This window comes from Leucobacter sp. PH1c (genome assembly GCF_000633415.1).
In the GTDB taxonomy this organism is placed as follows: Bacteria; Actinomycetota; Actinomycetes; order Actinomycetales; family Microbacteriaceae; genus Leucobacter.
The window spans coordinates 89,924-107,145 of sequence record NZ_AYMV01000020.1 but is presented as its reverse complement, the minus strand read 5'-3'; the positions used below and the strand labels follow the sequence as shown (position 1 = coordinate 107,145).

Below are 17,222 nucleotides of genomic sequence, written 5' to 3'. Positions count from 1 at the left end.
TGCACGGCGCGACGACCCGGCGGTGCGCGAGCCGAGAAATGAAGGAGACGCCATGACCGCTCAGGACCGTCCGCCGCTCGCCAGCGGCACGCTCGACCGCGACGCCGCGACGCGCGACTCGGTCGACCTCCTGCGCGCCGCGTGGGGCGAGACCGGGGCGACCGTGCTCCGCATGCGCGGCATCGAGATTCCGCTCCACGGGACCGATGAGGCGCCCCGGCTCGCGCTCGAACCGGCGACGGGGGAGCCGCGCTTTGCGGGCCGCACCGTCGGCCACGTCTACCTCGGACGCCGGAACGGGGCGCCCGTGTTCGCCTGCCCGGAGCCGGACGCCACCGCGAACGCGCCGAGCGGAGCGCGCTGGGCGCACCCCTTCTCCGCGACCGCCGCGCTGGAGGAGACCGAGCGGGAGATCGTCGCGGTCGCATCGGCGCTCCTCCGCTGGCACGACGCCGCCGAGTTCTCCCCGCGCGACGGCGCCGGCACCGAGGTCGTGCTGGGCGGGTGGGGGCGGCGCGACGCGCACGGCGGCGAGCTCTTCCCGCGCACGGATCCGGCAGTGATCGTCCTGATCGAGCACGAGGATCGCGTGCTCCTCGGGTCGAACGCGCTCTGGGAAGCCGGCCGCTTCTCGCTCCTGGCAGGCTTCGTCGAAGCGGGCGAGTCGCTCGAGCAGACCGTGGCGCGCGAGGTCTTCGAGGAGGCGGGCGTGCGGGTCGCGGAGATCGAGTACGTCGCGTCGCAGCCCTGGCCGTTCCCGCGCTCGCTCATGCTCGGCTTCCGCGCCCGGCTCGCGCCCGGCTCGGATCCGGAAGCGCTCGCACCGGACCCCGCGGAGATCTCGGAGCTCCGCTGGTTCAGCCGCGAGCAGCTGCGCACCCCCGAGCCCGGGATCACGCTCCCGCAGTCCGTGTCGATCGCGCGCTGGCTGATCGACCGCTGGGTCGCCGAGGGCGACGTCGCGGGGAACGTTGAGGGCGACGCCGCGGCGAACGAGTCGGCTCCGGAGCCCGATGGGAGTGCCCGTGGCCGGTGACGCTGAGTCGGTGCTCGACGGGCTCGACCCCGAGCAGCGGGAGATCGCCGAGCACTTGCGCGGTCCGGTCTCGGTGCTCGCGGGCGCCGGAACAGGAAAGACCCGCGCGATCACCCACCGGATCGCCTACGGGGTGCGCAGCGGTGTGTACGCGCCCGAGCGGGTGCTGGCCGTCACGTTCACGCGCAAGGCCGCGGGCGAGCTGCAGGGGCGCCTCCGCGCGCTGGGTGCGGACGGCGTGCGCGCCCAGACCTTCCACGGGGCCGCGCTCTCGCAGCTCGGCCACTTCTGGCCCGATGTCGTCGGCGGAACCGCCCCGCAGATCCTCTCGGGGAAGGTCGCGGCGCTCTCGCAGCTCGTCGAGTCGAACGGGATGCGGCTCGGGGGAGAGGCCCTCCGCGACCTGGCCGCCGAGATCGAGTGGCGCAAGACGACGATGCTGAGCATCGACCGCTACGCGGAGCACGTCGAGGAGCGCCCGCTCCCCACGGGGGTCACCGCCGAGCAACTCATCGAGTTGCACCGCGGCTACGCGGCGCTCCTCGAGGAGCGCCGGCAGATCGACTTCGAGGACGTGCTCGTGCTCCTCACCGGCATGCTCGAGAGCGAGCCGCGGGTCGCGCTCCAGGTCCGTGAACGCTACCGCTTCTTCACGGTGGACGAGTACCAGGACGTCTCGCCGCTGCAGCACGCGCTGCTCCGCGTCTGGCTCGGCGATCGGGATGACGTCTGCGTCGTCGGCGACGCGAGCCAGACGATCTACTCGTTCGCGGGGGCATCGAGCTCGTACCTCCTGCGCTTCGGCGTTGAGCACCCCAACGCCCGCCAGGTGCGACTCGAACGGAACTACCGCTCCCGGGAACCGATCGTGCGCATGGCCAACCGGCTGATGCGGGATCAGCCCGGCGCACTCACCCTGAGCGCGATGCGCGGCAGCGGCGAGGAGGAGACGCCGGCACCGGTCGCAGGGGCCGCCCCGGCGCAGCCGCCCGCGGCCGCGACCGCTCCCACGTTCGAGTGGTTCGCCTCGGAGGCGGACGAGGCCCAGGCGGTGGCCGGGTCGATCGCCGCGGCCATTCAGGCGGGAACGCCGGCGTCCGAGATCGCCGTGCTCTACCGCACGAACGCGCAGTCGGCTCGCTTCGAGGAGGCGATCCGACGGAACGGCATGAGCGTCCGCGTGCACGGCGCGCAGCGGTTCTTCGACCGCGCCGACGTGCGGCAGGCCGTGATGCTGATCCGCGGCGAGGCGAAGGTGGCCCACGACCGCCCGCTCTTCCAGATCGTGAGCGACGCGCTGCGCGCCGGCGGCTGGTCCGCCCGGCCGCCCGAGGGTGCCGCGCAGCGCGAGAAGTGGGAGGCGCTCAGCGCGCTGCTCTCGCTCGTGGACGAGATGCCGCCCGGCTCGGGGATCGTCGAGTTCAGCGAGGAGCTGCTGGCCCGCCAGCGCACCCAGCACGAACCAACGCTCGACGCGGTGACGCTCAGCGCGGTGCACGCCGCGAAGGGTCTCGAATGGTCGCTCGTGCACGTCGCGGGTCTGAGCGAGGGCCAGTTCCCGATCGTGCACGCGGTCGACGAGGCCAGCATCGACGAGGAGCGCAGGCTCGCCTATGTGGCGTTCACACGCGCGCGCGACACGCTGCGGCTCTCCGGAGTCGCCGGGGGTGCGCGAGCGCCGCGGCAGCCGTCCCGGTTCATCGCGGAGGCCGGCCTGGCCTGAGCGCCCCGCACGCGCACTCGGGGTGCGGGCGCACCTCGGCCCGCTCGACCGTCCCGGCGACGCGGCCGCCCGCGACCTCGACACGGGAGCACGTGCGCCCCACGTGGGGTTCGCCCCGCCGCCACGCGCCGATCAGCTGCACCGCGAGCGCCGCCGCGAGCACGCCGACCTCGGCGGTCTCGCTCGCGGGGACGGTCTCGACGAGCTGCGCGGCGAGCACCGCCGCCGCGGGGTCGTCCTGCAGCACGGGGAGGACGGCGCAGGTGTGGCACGGGGCGCCCTGCGGCGCCACGATCGGACCCACGAGGACGCAGGTGTCCGTGAAGCGCACGAGCAGGTGCGGCGTCCCCGCGATGAGCCAGCGCTGCGCGCGCTCCAGGGGCTCCAGGAAGCGTTCGATGCCGACGATGAGCTCGCCGTGCGCGTCCGGGGCATCAGACGACTCGGCCTGCGGCGCCCACACCGCCGAGTCGCCGAGCCCGTGCGCGAGCGCGGCGGCGAAGCCGGGAACCGGGCGCCCCGCATCGAGCACGCGGATGCGCGTGGCCGGTGGTGGCCGACCGCCCGGGCCTCCTGCGCCTCCCGGCCCGCGCGGGGGCTGCGGGAGGCACGCGGGTGCGACGGCGGCGAGGAGCTCGCGCGCCTCGCGCGGAGTGGCTCCCGCGCGGCGCGCGGCGTTCGGGAGCTCGGACTCCGCGATGCCCGTGCGGAGCACCCCGAGCAGGCGCTGCTGGCCGGCGGTGGGTGCGACGACGCGGGCGTGGGCGCGCTCGAAGCCGATGCGGAGCGTGTCCGGCGACTCCCAGCAGACGGGCAGGTCGGGGCGGAGGCGGAGGCGCGCGGTCATGCGCTCCAGTGTGCGGGATCCGCGCCCCGCGCGGTGAGTTCTCCACAGAGCGGGCCGCCCCACGGACGCCGAGCGGCCGCCCCACGGACGGCGAGCGGCAGCCCCGGGGACGCCGAGCGGCCCGCTCCGGAACGCCGAGCGCTCCGGAGCGGGCCGCCGGTCTCCGGTCGGACTAGGCGAGCTTCCAGAGCGAGGGCGCGTTGATCCAGTTGGGATCGCCGTACCCGCGGTAGGTCTGCACCGCCACGTAGGCGCGACCGTTGTGAATCACCCGGTCGCCCGTCGCGTAGCTGCCGCGGGGATCCCAGGCGGCCCCGCCGACCGCGGCCTTCGTCGTGACGGTGAAGGTCTCGCTCACCGCGGTGTTGCCGGCCGCATCGTTCGCGACGACCTGGTAGCGGTAGCTCGTCGCGGGACGCAGCCCGGAGTCGACATAGCGGGCCGCGGTCGTGGTCGCGACGGCCGTGCCGTCACGGAGCACGGTGTAGCCCGTCACACCGACGTTGTCCGTCGAGGGGGTCCACATCAGGTCGACGCTCGTCGCGGTCGTCGCCATCGAGTGGAGGTGCTCCGGGGCGCTCGGCGCCTCGGTGTCGGCGGGCTCCGATCCCGCGCCGGGCTCCGATCCGGTCTCGGTCCCGGATCCGGTCCCGGTCTCCGGCTCCGGCTGCGGCTCCGGCTCCGGCTGCGGCTGCGCGGCAGCGGTCGTCACGGTCGTGGTCCCGGAGAGCGGCGAGACCTTGCCCGAACCGTCGAGCGCGCGCACGGCGTACACGTAGCTCGTCGCCGGGGCGAGCCCGGTATCCGTGTAGCTCAGCGCGCTCGTGCGGCCGATCACCGCGCCGTCGCGCAGGATCTCGTAGCCGTTCACGCCGATGTCGTCCGTCGACGCGGCCCAGCTCAGGGTCGCCGAGTGCTCCGTGACGCTCCCGGCCTGCGGGGCTCCGGGCGCCGAGGGCGCCTCGACGTCTTCCACGGGATCGCCCGAGATGTTCACGTCGATCACGTTGTAGAACGCGTTGCTCGTGTCGGCGATATCCCACACCGCGTAGATCACGTGGTAGCCGGTGCGGTCGGCGGGGATATCCACGATGTGCGTCGGGTTCGTCGACGCCGCGGAGCCGTCGTGCGCCACCGTGGAGATGAGCTCGAAGTCGCCGCGGTCGAGCGGAGCGTTCGGATCCCAGCCGCTCTTGGTGATGTAGTACGACCACTGCGCCGTCTTGTGGGGTGCGGTGAACCGCCACCCGATTGCGTTGGCGCCCGGCTGGATCTCGTTCTTCACCCAGCGCGTGGCGCTCTGCTCGTCGAGCGCGCCGCCGAACAGGCCGCCCGCCGAGGCGAGCTTGCCGTCCGCGGGGCCGCCCGCGGGGAAGCCCTTCGGTGCTTCGAGGCTCTGCGGTTCGTATCGCACCGAGCCGAGCCCGGTGTTCGCCTTCAGTGCGGCGCGGCTGACGAGGTCGGACGAATCGGATCCGACGTATCCGTGAGCGAGCGCCGGGGTGGCCGCGGCCAGGCCCATTGCGGTGACCGCTCCGGTCGCGATCAGGGTCGCGGAAGCGGCTGCAATGAGTCGTTGTCGAGTACGCACGTGTGTCTCCGTTGTTCAGGGAAATTGGGGTGCCGGCGAATTGCCGACACCCCATCTCACTGGGCGGATCGCACACCGCCGCACACACTCACGCCAGAATCGCTGATCACTGAGTATGTGCGCTGAGTGGGCGGGTGCGGCGGCCGGATCGCCGCCGCGGCACTCAGGCGGCCGCGTCGATGGCCGCGGCGAGCTCCGCCGGCCGGCTCCACATTGGCCAGTGCCCCGTAGGCAGATCGACGAACTCGGCGCGGGTGAGCGCCGCGACCTCAGCGAACATCGGGTGCCCGCCCGCCGCGAGCTCGCGCACCTGGACGGAGGAGATCGAGCAGCACACGAGCGTGGTGGGGACGTCGCGACGTGCGGGGTTCGCGAGCGAGACCGCTTCGCGCAGCACCGGTCCGGGCTCGGGCACCGCCCGCTCGCGGAAGCGGTCCTGCGCGGCGATACTCATGCCTTCGAGGCTCGCCTGCTGAGTAAGTTCATCGAACGGGGGGAGCGGGAGGGCGGTGACGTCGTCCGGGAGCCCCGGCGCGAAGACGGCGCCGGGGGATACCGGGCCCGAGTCGACCCAGATCACGCGGTCGACGAGCTCGGGGTGCCGGTCGAGCACGAGGCTCACGGGAGCGTTCGCCCCGCTGTGGGCGACGATCGCGACGCGTCGCGCGGATCCCGGCTGGGTGCGCTGCGCGAGGACCGCGTCGAGGATCGCCGCCGCCTGCTCGGCGAGGGTGCGCTCGGCCCGCAGGGGATCCCGCGCGTCGAGGCCGGGGAGGGTGAGCGCGATCGAATCGCGGTTCGCGGCCGTCAGGTGCGCGCGCACCTCGTCCCAGGCCCAGGCTCCCAGCCAGTGGCCGGGAATGAGGATGAGGGCGCTCGCGCGCTCGGTAGTCGGAAGGCTCGGATCATGTGTGTGCTGGGTCATGCCTCGACTCTCGCAGCGCCCCCGGACAGGAGTGTGTCACTATTTATGGCATGAATTTCTGCTGCGCACCGCACGGGACGTCGCGGTGAAGCGCGCCGAGCGGCTGCACGCCCTCTCAGAGCTGCTGCGCCGCAGCGGGACCCGCGGCTGTTCAGCCGATCGTCTCGCGCGCGAGTTCGACGTCTCGGTGCGCACGATCAAGCGCGACCTTGCTGCACTCGAGCGCAGCGGCGCCCCGCTCTGGTCCCGCCCCGGGCCGGGCGGAGGCTACGGGCTCGCCGCGGGAGCGACGCTTCCGCCCGTCACCCTCTCGCCGGAGCAAGCGGTCGCCCTCCTCTCCGCCGTCTCGGCGGCGCAGGACGCGCCGTACGCCGATCTGGCCGTCGCCGGTGTGCAGAAGATCCTCGACGTGCTCGACCCGCGCACCCGCGCTCGCGCTGAGGAGCTGGCGGGCCGCGTGTGGGTCGCCGGTCCCGATCCGGCCTCGCGGGCGGTCCGCTCCGCGATCGAGGAGGCCATGGCCGAGCAGCGGGTCGTGCGCATTCGCTACACCGCGGCATCCGGCGCGACGAGCACCCGCGACGTGGAGCCCGTGCTCTTCGCCGCAGCGCGCGGCAGCTGGTACCTCGTGGGCTGGTGCCGCTTGCGCGACGCGATGCGGTGGTTCAGTGTGTCCCGCATCGAGCGCGCCAGCGTGACGCAGCTGGCCTGCTCGGGCCACAGCGTCGCCGAGGTAGGGGAGCCGCCGGAGAACGCGCGCCCCGTGCACCGCAGGATGGACTGACGCCATCCGGGCGGACGCGCCGGGCGCGCGATCCCGGGATCAGGCGTCCGAGCGCGGACCCTCCGGATCACGGTCCGGCGATCCGGCATCGTCCGCAGCGCCGTCGTCCGCGGGTCCGCCGCGACCGTCCTCGCCGCCGGCGTGGGGCGGAAGCTCGCCGTCGAGGAGCTGTGCGAGCGCCGCGTCGAAGTCGTCCTCCGGGGTCTCGGCCGTCGCGCCGCTCAGCCCCAGCCGCTCGAGCAGCCGGGCCGGATGATCGAGCTCCTCCGAGGTGGGGAGCAGATCGGGGTGCGCCCACAGGCCGTCGCGGGTCGCGACATCGCTGCGATCGGCGACGAGACGCCAGAGCGCCGCGGCCTCGCGGAGCCGGCGCGGGCGCAGCTCCAGACCGGCGAGGGCGGCGAACGCGTGCTCCGCCGGGCCGCCCGTCGCGCGGCGGCGGCGCACCATCTCGGCGATCGCGTCGGCTCCGGGGATCCGCTTCGCGGCGTCGGCCGTGACCACGTCCACCCAGCCCTCGATGAGCGCGAGCATCGTCTCGAGTCGGGCGTGCGCGGCCTCCTGCTCCTCAGTCTTCGGCGGGATCAGTGCGCCGTTCGTGATGAGCTGCTGAATCTGCTCGGGCTGGGCCGGGTCGATCTCGTGCGCGAGGTCCTGGATCCGGTCCGTGTCGATGCGGATTCCGCGCGAGTAATCAGTGATCGCCGTGAGCAGGTGCAGGCGGAGCCACTTCGCGTGGCGGAAGAGCCGGGCGTGCGCCAGCTCGCGCACCGCGAGGTAGAGCGTCACCGCCTCGGGGTCCTGGTCGAGTCCCTCGGCGAACGCCGCGACGCCGCCGGGGAGCAGCGCGCCGCCCTCGCGGCCCGGGCCGGAGAAGAGGGGGATCCCGATGTCGCCGGCCGAGACGACCTCGCCCGACAGCTTGCCGATGATCGTGCCGAGCTGCACCGCGAAGAGTGCGCCGCCGACGCTGCGGAGCATGGGGGCCGCGCCCTGCAGCGCGCCGCTCAGCTCCTCGGGCATCTGGTTCTGGAGCGCGCCCATGAGCGCGCCCGTGATCGACTCGGCGACCGGCTGCGCGAGGCCGACCCAGGTGTCGACGCTCTGCTGCACCCACTCGATGCGGCCGAGCGTGCGCGGCGCGTCCGGCGTCGCCCCGATATCGGTCACCTCGTCGAGCCACAGCGTCGCTACGGGGAAGGCGCGGAGCGCGGGCGCCGGATCCGCCGGGGCGCTCCCGTCGCCGGCGACCTCGATCGCCGTGCGTCGCGTCGCGGACCAGTCGATCTCGTCCGAGGGATTGTGCATCGCGCCCTGGAGCGTCGCGAACAGGCCCTGCAGCGTCTGCGGATCGACGGGGATCCCGGCCGCCTTTGCGAACTGCTCGGGATCGAGCGCGGCGCCCTCGCCGCCGGCCCCGGACAGCATCTCGCCGAGGATCCGCTGCAGGTCCTCGAAGTTGTTCCGGTCCTCCGGATCGGGGCCGTCGTGGTCGTTCGCGCTCATCGCCGCTCCCTCGCTCGTGGTGGTGATTCCACGCTACGGCACGGCGGTCAGATCTTCCTGCTAGATTGACCCGCGCTCGGCGTTTTCCTTTGCGCCGAGTGCGAACAGGCGCGGGGATCCTGGCACCGAGGAGCGAGTTGGGCGAGTACGGAACAGTCGGAGCACTGCGGGATCCGGCTCGGGAACGGCGGCGCTCTCGGATCATGCTCGCGATCGCGGTCGCGGCCTGCGCGGTGCTGCTCGCCGCGGTCATCCCGTCCCCCTTCACGATCGAGCGGCCCGGCCCCGTCGTGAACACGCTCGGCGAGGCCAGGATCGACGGCGAAGCGCGGCCCGTGATCTCGATCCCGGGAGCCGAGACCTACCCCACGACGGGGGAGCTGAACCTGCTCACGGTCTCGCTCGTCGGCAGCCCGGAGCATCCGGCCAGCTGGCTCGCCCTCGTGCCCGGTCTCGTCGATCCCTCGCAGCGGATCGCCCCGCGCAGCGACTTCTTCCCCGAGGGCACCACCCTCGAAGACCGCGAGGCGCAGGGCACGGTGCAGATGCAGTCGTCGCAGGCGCAGGCCGCGGCCGCCGCATTCCGCGCGCTGGGGGAAGAAGTGCCGGTCGAGCTCACGGTCGCCGCGGTGTCCGACGGCGGCCCCGCCGTCGGCGTGCTCCAGGAGGGCGACGTGATCGTCGGGGCCGCTGGCGCCCCCGTTGCCGACTTCGCCGCGCTCCGGGCCGCGATCATCGGCACCGGGGCGGGATCCGAGCTGCGGCTCACGGTGCGCCGCGATGGCGCCGAGCAGGACCTCGTGCTCACGCCCGCGGTTCCGGAGGGCGGGGAGGATCCGCTCATCGGGGCCGTGATCTCCTCGGTGTACGAGCTGCCGTATGAGGTGGACATCAGCCTGTCCGAGATCGGCGGGCCGAGCGCCGGCATGATTTTCGCGCTCGGGATCATGGACCAGCTCACCCCCGGCGACCTGCTGCAGGGGCGCGCGGTCAGCGGCACCGGCACCGTGAACGACCAGGGCCAGGTGGGGCCGATCGGCGGGCTTGAGCAGAAGATGTGGGCCGCGGCGCGTGCCGACAGCGATCTGTTCCTCATGCCGATCGGCAACTGCGCCGACCTGCCGCAGCGCGTGCCCGAGGGGCTCGAGGTCGCGCCCGTCGCCACGCTCGACGAGGCCCGCGCCGCAATCGAGGACAGCGCCGCCGGGAAGCCCGTCGCCGGCATCGAACGCTGCGACGCGGCCGGATAGCCGCGCGCTGCGGCGCGGCCGAGTCGGCGCGCTGCTCGGGATCGCGGACGCTCCGCGCGCCGGGGCGTCCGCCCGGATCGGAGGCTCACCGGGGGATTGTCAGCGCCGGGCGATAGGGTGGGACGCGGAACCCGCTCAGCGCCGCCAGGTGCCATCCGGACAGGAAAGTACTCAGAGACGTGACCGACCAGACCATGGGAGCGCCCGCCGCTCCCCAGCGCCGACTCTCGCCGCTCGCCGCCACCATCATCCTGGTGGTGATCCTGATCCTCGGCTTCCTCGCAGTCGCCGCGGTGATGGCCGAGGTGCTGTGGTACAAGCAAACGGGGTACCTGCCGGTGCTCACGACCCAGTGGATCGCGGCGGCGGTGATGTTCGTCGTCGGCTTCCTCGGCATGGCGGTCCCCATCTTCTTCGCGATCGACATCGCGTACCGCAAGCGCCCCGTCTACGCCCGCCTCACGGCCCAGCTCGACCGCTACCAGGAGCTGTTCGAACCGCTCCGCCGCCTCGTGAAGTGGGGGCTCCCCGCACTCCTCGGCCTGTTCGCCGGTGTGAGCACGGCCGCGCAGTGGCAGACGGCGCTGCTCTGGCTGAACAGTGAGCCGACGGGGGAGAAGGATCCCCAGTTCGGCTTCGACATCTCGTTCTACCTCTTCGACCTGCCGATGTTCCAGGGCATCGTGGGCTTCGCCTCCGCCGTCACGCTCATCGCGCTGATCGCGGGCGTGGCGACCAGCTACCTCTACGGCGGGATCGCGTTCTCGGGCCGCGACGTGCGCGTCTCGAAGGCGACCCGGATCCAGGCGGCCGTGCTCGCCACGGTGTACCTCCTGCTGCAGGCGGTGAGCCTCTGGCTCGATCAGTACCGCTCGCTCACCTCGAGCGGCGGCATCCGCACGGGCGCGCTCTTCCAGGACGTGCACGCCGTGATCCCCGGCAAGCAGATCCTCGCGGGCATCGCGATCATCGTGGCGATCCTGTTCCTCGTGACGGCGTTCACGGGCAAGTGGCGGCTCCCCGTCGTGGGCACCGTGCTCTTCCTCGTGTCGAGCATCGTGCTCGGCATCGGCTACCCGTGGGGTGTGCAGCAGTTCCAGGTGCGCCCGGACGAGAAGAGCCTCGAGTCCGAGTACATCCAGCGGAACATCGACGCCACGCGTGCGGCGTACGGGCTCGACAAGGTTGAGGTGGAGCGCTATGACGCCGTGACCGACGCCGAGCCGGGCGCCCTGCGCGACGACGCGGCGGCGACGGCGAACATCCGCATCATCGACCCCGAGGTCGTCTCGCCGACGTTCTCGCAGCTCGAGCAGATCCGTCAGTACTACCAGTTCCCCACCTCGCTGAGCGTCGATCGCTACGAGATCGACGGCGAGATCGAGGACACCGTCACGGCGGTCCGCGACATCAACATCGAGGATCAGAACGGCTGGTACAACCGCACCCTCGTCTACACCCACGGCTACGGCATGGTCGCCGCGTACGGCAACCAGCGCTCGCCGGGCGGTGAGCCCGTGTTCCTCGAGAACGGCATCCCCACGAGCGGCAAGCTCGGCAAGTTCGAGCCCCGCGTCTACTTCGGCCTCGAATCGCCCGAGTACTCGATCGTGGGCGGCGAGCGCTCGAAGCCCATCGAGCTCGACTTCCCGGCCGACGCCGAGAGCGTCGCCGAGGCGACGGCCGACGACGCCGCTCCCGCTGACGCCGCCGACACTGAGACCGCCGACACCGAGGCCACGCAGGCCCCGAGTGATGAGCAGATCGCCGACGAGCAGTCCGCCGGCGACGAGGTGGAGAGCTCCGCCGAGGGCGGCCGTCAGAACATGACGACCTTCTCGGGCGACGGCGGCCCCGAGCTGAGCAACATCTTCACGAAGCTCATCTACGCGCTCAAGTTCCAGGACATGGAGGTGCTGCTCTCCGGCGCCGTCGTCGACGGCTCGCAGATCCTCTACGACCGGAACCCGGTCGACCGTGTCCAGAAGGTCGCCCCGTACCTCACGATCGACGGTTCGCCGTACGCCTCCGTGGTCGACGGCCGGATCGTCTGGATCATCGACGGCTACACGACCTCCTCGGACTACCCGTACTCGGAGGTCTCGGACATGAACGCGCTCATGGTCGACTCGGTCGACTCGCGCCGCGACCCGATGCCAAAGCCGGTGAACTACATCCGCAACTCCGTGAAGGCCACGGTCGATGCCTACGACGGCACGGTCTCGCTCTACGCGTGGGACACCGAGGATCCGCTGCTGAAGTCCTGGGGCAAGATCTTCCCGGGCACGCTGAAGGACGTCTCGGAGATGAGCGGCGGGCTCATGAGCCACGTGCGCTACCCGACCGACCTCTTCAAGGTGCAGCGCGCGGTGCTCGGCGAGTACCACGTCACCGATCCCGACGCGTTCTACTCAGCCGAGGATCGCTGGCGCACCCCGAACGACCCTGTGACGAGCAGCACGGCGAACGCCGAGAAGCTCGCGCAGCCGCCCTACTACCTCACGATGGCGGCGGGTGCGAACGCGGATCCGAACTACTCGATCTACTCGACCTACATCCCCGATGCTCGGGGCGAGGGTCAGCGCGACATCCTCACGGGGTACCTCGCGGCGAACTCGAACGCGGGCTCCGAGGACGGGAAGATCTCGGAGGACTACGGCACGCTGAAGCTGCTGACCCTCCCGAAGAGCAACTCGATCCCCGGCCCGGGCCAGGTGCAGAACAGCTTCACGACCGATTCGAAGGTCTCGAACCTGCTCAACATCCTGCGCCAGGGCGAGAGCAAGGTGATCAGCGGGAACCTGCTGACCCTGCCGGTGGGTGGCGGCCTGCTCTACGTGCAGCCGGTCTACGTGAAAGCCTCGTCCGGTACGAGCTTCCCGATCCTGCAGAAGGTGCTCGTCTCCTTCGGCGACGACATCGCCTTCGAGGACACGCTCGACGCCGCGCTCGACGAGCTCTTCGGCGGGAACTCGGGTGCGAACGCCGGTGACGGCGGCACGCAGGTCGATCCCGGAACGACGCCCGATGCGGGGGAGACCGACGGAGACACCGGTTCCTCGAACGGGTCCTCGGGCTCCGGCTCGAACTCGACGGATCCCGCGCTGCAGGAGATGCAGCAGGCGCTGAAGGATCGCGACAAGGCGATGAAGGACGGCGACTGGGCCGCCTACGGCGAGGCCGATGAGCGGCTCCGCAAGGCGATCGAGACCGCCCTGCAGGGGTAGCCTCCGGCGGACGGTCCGCGGGCCCGGCACTCAGCGCATGCGCTGGGCGCCGGGCCCGCGGCGTTTCCGGGGGAGCGGGCTGGGCTCGTCGGGGGTTCGGGATCGCGTTCGTGCGGGCGAACGCCGGGCCGTGTGGGTGTCGGGCCGTTCGCGTCGGCTCGCTGAGGCGCTCACCCTCCGCTCACAGGGCGGCCCGCGTCACCGCGGATCCGCGGGAATCCGAGCGGTCTGTGCGGGATCCGCGGCCGGGACTCTCGGCGCGAGCACGGGCGTGGAGCCCGGCCAGATCAGGCCGATCGGAGCGTTCGCAAGGCTCGGTGTCCGAGGGAGCCGCGCTTCAGGAACCGAGCCCGAAAAAGGCGGAAGGCCCTGATCTGGATTTCTCCTGATCAGGGCCTTCCTCATGGTTGCGGGGGCAGGATTTGAACCTACGACCTCCGGGTTATGAGCCCGGCGAGCTACCGAACTGCTCCACCCCGCGGCACATGTATTACTGTAGCACGGCCCTGCGCGCGCACCGAATCGAGCCCCGTTTCCGGGTGTGGACGGCGTGTCGCGGGTCGCCCGTTCCTCCGGCACCATCGTCGCACCACCCGCCCTTCGCGGGCGGTGCCGGGCTTCCCGGCCGACAGGAAGGGGCTTCCATGCCGCTGTTCTCCCGGTGCCGCCGCCGTGCTCGTCCCCATCGGCCGCGCTTCGACTCCAGCGGCTCTCGCGGCCGCAGGCTGAGAAGCGCGCTGCTCGCCCTGGCGCTCGCGTGCGGGCTGCTGGTCTGGGCGCCACTGTCTGCGCAGGCGCTGCCGCGCGGGGAGAGTCTCGTGTTCCCCGGCGGGCTGATCCTCTCGAACTTCGTCATGCCGAACGGCACACGGGCGTACTGCATCGAGATCCAGTACGGCGAGCCGACGGGGCACCTGTTCCCCGGGAACCGCTCCGGGATGCTCCCCGGCCGTGCGGGGCAGCTGCACTCGTGGGACGATCCGCGGGGCATGCGGCAGCTGAACTACCTTATCGAGACCCGGGGGCAGACCCGCGACGCGTGGCAGGCCGCTGCCGTGCAGCTCACGGTGTGGCGCATGCGGGAGAACTTCCTCGCGGCGAACCCCTACCTGAACTCGCGCATCGCGATCCTCGAGGGCTCCGCGCGGGGCCGCGCCCTCATCGCGACCTCGGACGCGCTCGTCAGCGAGGCACGCGCGAACGCGCGCCCGCCGGTTCCCGCGCCGTCGGTGAGCGGAGCCCTGCGGCTCAGCGCCGTGCCCGAGGGGACCGCGGCCGCGCCGGGGGCAGCCTCCGGCGCGGCCTCCCCGGGCGCGGGACGCCGAGTGCGCGTCAGCTATCCGGCGGGGACGACTGAGCTCTCCGTCACCGGGGGCACCTTCGTGCGGGGCGGGGGATCGCGGCTCAGCGTCACCGGCGGCGAAACGTCCCAGCTCATCGACGTCGCCCGAGGGACGAAGCAGCTCAGCGTCTCGGGGCGCTGGGAAACGCGCGGTGCCCGCGGGTGGGAACCGTTGCTCGTGGTGCACGACACCCGGACGGCACTGGGGGAGAGCGCACAGCGCATTGCGGTCGCGACCGGGGCGTCCGATGTGCCGAAGCGCGCCGGTCGCCTCGCGGCGGTCTCGATCGACGCACCGGTCCCGCTCGCGCCGCCGCAGGCGGCCTCGCTCGCCCAGCCGGCGGCGGAACTCGGCGGCACGCTGGCGGACGAACTGCTCCTCACCGAGGCACCGGGCACGCGCGCGCAGCTCTGGCCCGGCGCCACAGCGGAGTTCGTCGCGTACCTGCTGCCGGAGCCCGGCGCGCCCAAGTACGACGAGCGGTGGGAGCCGCGCGTCGCGCCGCTCGGCGCCCGGCCCGGAGCCGAATCCGGCTCGGGTGATGGCGCCGGATCACCCACCGAGGCGTCCTCGCCAGCGGCGGGGGCTTCCGTCTCGGATGGGGCGCCTCCGGGAGATGGGGCGGAGCCGCCGGCGGAGGGGACTCGCGCGGCCGCCGCAGCTGCGGCTTCGGGGCCGGAGGGTGGCGCGGCGGCGGAACCGGGTGCGGCGCCGGGAGTCAACGAGGCGGAACAGGCTGAAGCAGACAGCGTGCGCGATCCCGGCGCGGTGCCACCCGGTGCCCCTGAGCCCGGTGCTCCTGAGCCCAGCGCCCCTGAGCCCAGCGCTCCTGAGCCCCGCGCCACTGCGCAGGGTTCCGGCGTGCCGAGCACCGCCGGTTCCCCCGACACCGACGCCGAAGCCGATTCCCCTCCCCGCGGACCCGGTGTCGAGGAGGACGGTCCGAGCCCGCTTGTCTGGAGCGCCGAGGAGATCGCGGCCATGACGCCTGCGGAGCGGTGCACCGCGCAGCCCGTGTCTCGCCAAGCAGGGATTCCGATCCGGGGGCTCGGCAGTACCCGGAGCGCCCCGATCGAGGCTCGCTCCGAGGGCACCATCCACTGGGTGGAGCGTGTCGTCGTCGGCGGTCGCGCCGTGCACACGGGGAAGTGCGGCATCGCGAACGAGCGCACCCGGATCGGCCGGCCGGGCGTCGCGACGCGAGCGCTCCCGTCGGTGCCCGTCGGGGGAACAGTCACGGACACCGCGATCGTGAGCGGCGAGTTCGCGCCGGGCGCTCGCTACCGGGTGCGCTTCGACGCGTTCCGCGCGCTCACCGACGCGGCAGGCACGCCGCTCTGCCGCGCAGACCAGCGGATCTACCGCTCCGAAGCACTCCCGGTCACGGGGCCGGGGGAAGTGTCGGCCCCCGGATTCGCGGTGCGGTGGGCGCACGGCACGCAGATCTGGTGGGTCGAGTCGCTCTTCCTGGAGCGGCCGGACGGCCTGCAGCTCGTGCACACGGGACGCTGCGGCGTGGCGAACGAGACGAGCATCGTGGAGCGGCCGACGCTGCGGACCACCGCTCCCGAGCAGGCTGCACTGGGCGAGCCGATCCGCGACGTCGCGCACGTGACTGGGGCGGTCGCCGCCGGGGAGACGAGTTGGGAACTGACCTTCGCCGGGTACGCGGGGGAGGATCCGGCGCACGGCGACGATGCCGACGGCGATCCCGACGGCGGCGGCGAAGCGGGAACCGGGGAAGCGGTCGCTCCGCCGAGCTGCATCCCGGAACGACAGCTCTTCGCCACCGAGCCGGTGCCCGTGGACGGCGCGGGCGAATACGCTTCGCCCGCCGTGCGGGTATCGCCGGAGTGGTCCGGCAGGATCTGGTGGATCGCGACGCTCTGGCTGCGGGAGGGGGCGGAGCGCACCGCGGTGCTGCACGGCGCCTGCGGCGACCTCAGCGAGAGCACTCGAATCGTGCCGCCCGTGCTCTCCACCCAGGCGAGCGATATCGCCGCGGTGGGGGATCTCATCGAGGACCGCGCGGAGCTGGCCGGTGCGCTCACGGGAGATGCGGGGCTCGTGCACGAGCTCGTCTTCGAGGGATACCGCGGCGACGCGCAGGCGACGGGGAGCGGGGACGCGCGCTGCGACCCCACGAATCTCCTGTTCGCCACCGAAGCGATTCCCGTCGCCGAACTCGGAGAGGTGCGCTCGCCGCAGCTCACCGCGCGCCCCGAGTACGGAGACACCGTGTGGTGGGTCGCCGTGCTCCGGCAACGCGCGGCCGACGCGCCGCCCGGGAGCGGCGCCGTGCTCGCGCAGGGAGTGTGCGGCCAACGCGAGGAGACCACCACGCTGCTCACGCCGCGCGTGCGCACGGAAGCCATGGGTGAGGTGCAGGTCGGGGAGGACGTGTACGACACCGCAATCGTCACGGGGCGCCTGGCGCAGCGCCCGGACGCAGAGTTCCGACTGCGATTCGACGCCTACGCAGCAGGAGACGACGGGGTGCTCCGCTGCGAGCCGGAGCGACGGATCGCGGAGTACTCGGACCCAGAGGGGGTGCGCGTCGACGGTCCGGGGAGCTACGAGTCGTTCCGGGTCCCTGCGCGCGCCGAGCATCTCGGTGCGGGTGGCTTCGTCGAAACACTCGTGCTCATCGCCGACGGCGTCGAATCCGTCGTGCACCGAGGCGAGTGCGGAGCGCCGGGCGAGCGCTTCGCGGTGCAGCCCCCAGGCACGCCGAAACCTCAGGACGTGCCGCCCGTGCCCACGGCGGGGCGACCGGACGCACCTTCCGCGGTCCCCGGCACGCGCGACGAGCTGAGCGACACCGGCGGCGAACACGGCCCGCTGCTCAGTCTCGCGGGCGCGCTGCTCCTCGCCTCGCTCGGCGCTGCGCTCGCCGCAGGCCGCGCCGGGCGGCGCCGCACCCGCCCCGCGCGGGGCACGAATCGATCATCGAAACACTGATCTGCAGGTCTTGTGCAGTTCGCCCTAAT

At 72.6% G+C, this 17,222-nt stretch carries 10 protein-coding genes and 1 tRNA gene; 6 read left to right on the top strand and 5 right to left on the bottom strand.

The window, feature by feature from the left end; translation table 11 throughout:
- Positions 1 to 52 precede the first annotated feature (52 nt).
- Together nudC and U874_RS0107090 are read left to right on the top strand one after the other, a co-directional pair.
- Positions 53 to 1,036, top strand: coding sequence for an NAD(+) diphosphatase (gene nudC, locus U874_RS0107095; protein WP_025133843.1), 984 nt, complete (start codon positions 53 to 55; stop codon positions 1,034 to 1,036).
- Positions 1,026 to 2,759, top strand: coding sequence for an ATP-dependent helicase (locus U874_RS0107090; RefSeq protein ID WP_025133842.1), 1,734 nt, complete (start codon positions 1,026 to 1,028; stop codon positions 2,757 to 2,759). Before nudC ends, U874_RS0107090 begins: the two co-directional genes overlap by 11 nt.
- On the opposite strand, the gene U874_RS0107085 is transcribed toward U874_RS0107090, so the two are convergent.
- The 3 genes from U874_RS0107085 to U874_RS0107075 form a co-directional block, all read right to left on the bottom strand.
- Positions 2,734 to 3,606 (bottom strand): hypothetical protein, encoded by an 873-nt coding sequence (locus tag U874_RS0107085; protein WP_025133841.1) that lies wholly within the window; start codon positions 3,604 to 3,606, stop codon positions 2,734 to 2,736. The genes U874_RS0107090 and U874_RS0107085 overlap by 26 nt on opposite strands.
- Before the next feature lie 172 nt (positions 3,607 to 3,778).
- Entirely contained in the window at positions 3,779 to 5,197 is a 1,419-nt protein-coding gene (locus tag U874_RS0107080; protein ID WP_051582833.1) for a lytic polysaccharide monooxygenase, read from the bottom strand.
- A 163-nt stretch (positions 5,198 to 5,360) separates the two neighbouring features.
- Positions 5,361 to 6,122: an alpha/beta fold hydrolase gene (locus U874_RS0107075; protein ID WP_025133839.1), complete on the bottom strand. Its 762-nt coding sequence runs from the start codon at positions 6,120 to 6,122 to the stop codon at positions 5,361 to 5,363.
- Positions 6,123 to 6,207: 85 nt separating this feature from the next.
- Here U874_RS0107075 and U874_RS0107070 point away from each other — a divergent pair, with 85 nt between their 5' ends.
- On the top strand, positions 6,208 to 6,906 hold the full coding sequence (locus tag U874_RS0107070) for a YafY family protein (protein WP_025133838.1): 699 nt from the start codon (positions 6,208 to 6,210) through the stop codon (positions 6,904 to 6,906).
- 39 nt (positions 6,907 to 6,945) lie between these two features.
- Here the strand turns inward: U874_RS0107070 and U874_RS0107065 are convergent, their stop codons facing one another.
- Positions 6,946 to 8,412 (bottom strand): zinc-dependent metalloprotease, encoded by a 1,467-nt coding sequence (locus tag U874_RS0107065; RefSeq protein ID WP_025133837.1) that lies wholly within the window; start codon positions 8,410 to 8,412, stop codon positions 6,946 to 6,948.
- A gap of 203 nt (positions 8,413 to 8,615) precedes the next feature.
- On the opposite strand from U874_RS0107065, the gene U874_RS0107060 reads away from it, so the two are divergent.
- Positions 8,616 to 9,662: a PDZ domain-containing protein gene (locus U874_RS0107060; RefSeq protein WP_081809928.1), complete on the top strand. Its 1,047-nt coding sequence runs from the start codon at positions 8,616 to 8,618 to the stop codon at positions 9,660 to 9,662.
- 179 nt (positions 9,663 to 9,841) lie between these two features.
- Positions 9,842 to 12,889 (top strand): UPF0182 family protein, encoded by a 3,048-nt coding sequence (locus U874_RS0107055; RefSeq protein ID WP_025133835.1) that lies wholly within the window; start codon positions 9,842 to 9,844, stop codon positions 12,887 to 12,889.
- 404 nt (positions 12,890 to 13,293) lie between these two features.
- On the opposite strand, the gene U874_RS0107050 is transcribed toward U874_RS0107055, so the two are convergent.
- Positions 13,294 to 13,370: transfer RNA gene (locus U874_RS0107050), tRNA-Met, on the bottom strand.
- 337 nt (positions 13,371 to 13,707) lie between these two features.
- On the opposite strand from U874_RS0107050, the gene U874_RS0107045 reads away from it, so the two are divergent.
- On the top strand, positions 13,708 to 17,193 hold the full coding sequence (locus U874_RS0107045; RefSeq protein WP_025133834.1) for a hypothetical protein: 3,486 nt from the start codon (positions 13,708 to 13,710) through the stop codon (positions 17,191 to 17,193).
- Positions 17,194 to 17,222: the final 29 nt, after the last annotated feature.

Excerpts from the sequence above, each read along its gene's own strand:
- U874_RS0107075 (WP_025133839.1), bottom strand. The coding sequence starts at position 6,122 with ATGACCCAGCACACACATGATCCGAGCCTTCCGACTACCGAGCGCGCG.
- U874_RS0107085 (WP_025133841.1), bottom strand. The coding sequence starts at position 3,606 with ATGACCGCGCGCCTCCGCCTCCGCCCCGACCTGCCCGTCTGCTGGGAG.
- nudC (WP_025133843.1), top strand. The coding sequence starts at position 53 with ATGACCGCTCAGGACCGTCCGCCGCTCGCCAGCGGCACGCTCGACCGC.
- U874_RS0107060 (WP_081809928.1), top strand. The coding sequence starts at position 8,616 with ATGCTCGCGATCGCGGTCGCGGCCTGCGCGGTGCTGCTCGCCGCGGTC.
- U874_RS0107065 (WP_025133837.1), bottom strand. The coding sequence starts at position 8,412 with ATGAGCGCGAACGACCACGACGGCCCCGATCCGGAGGACCGGAACAAC.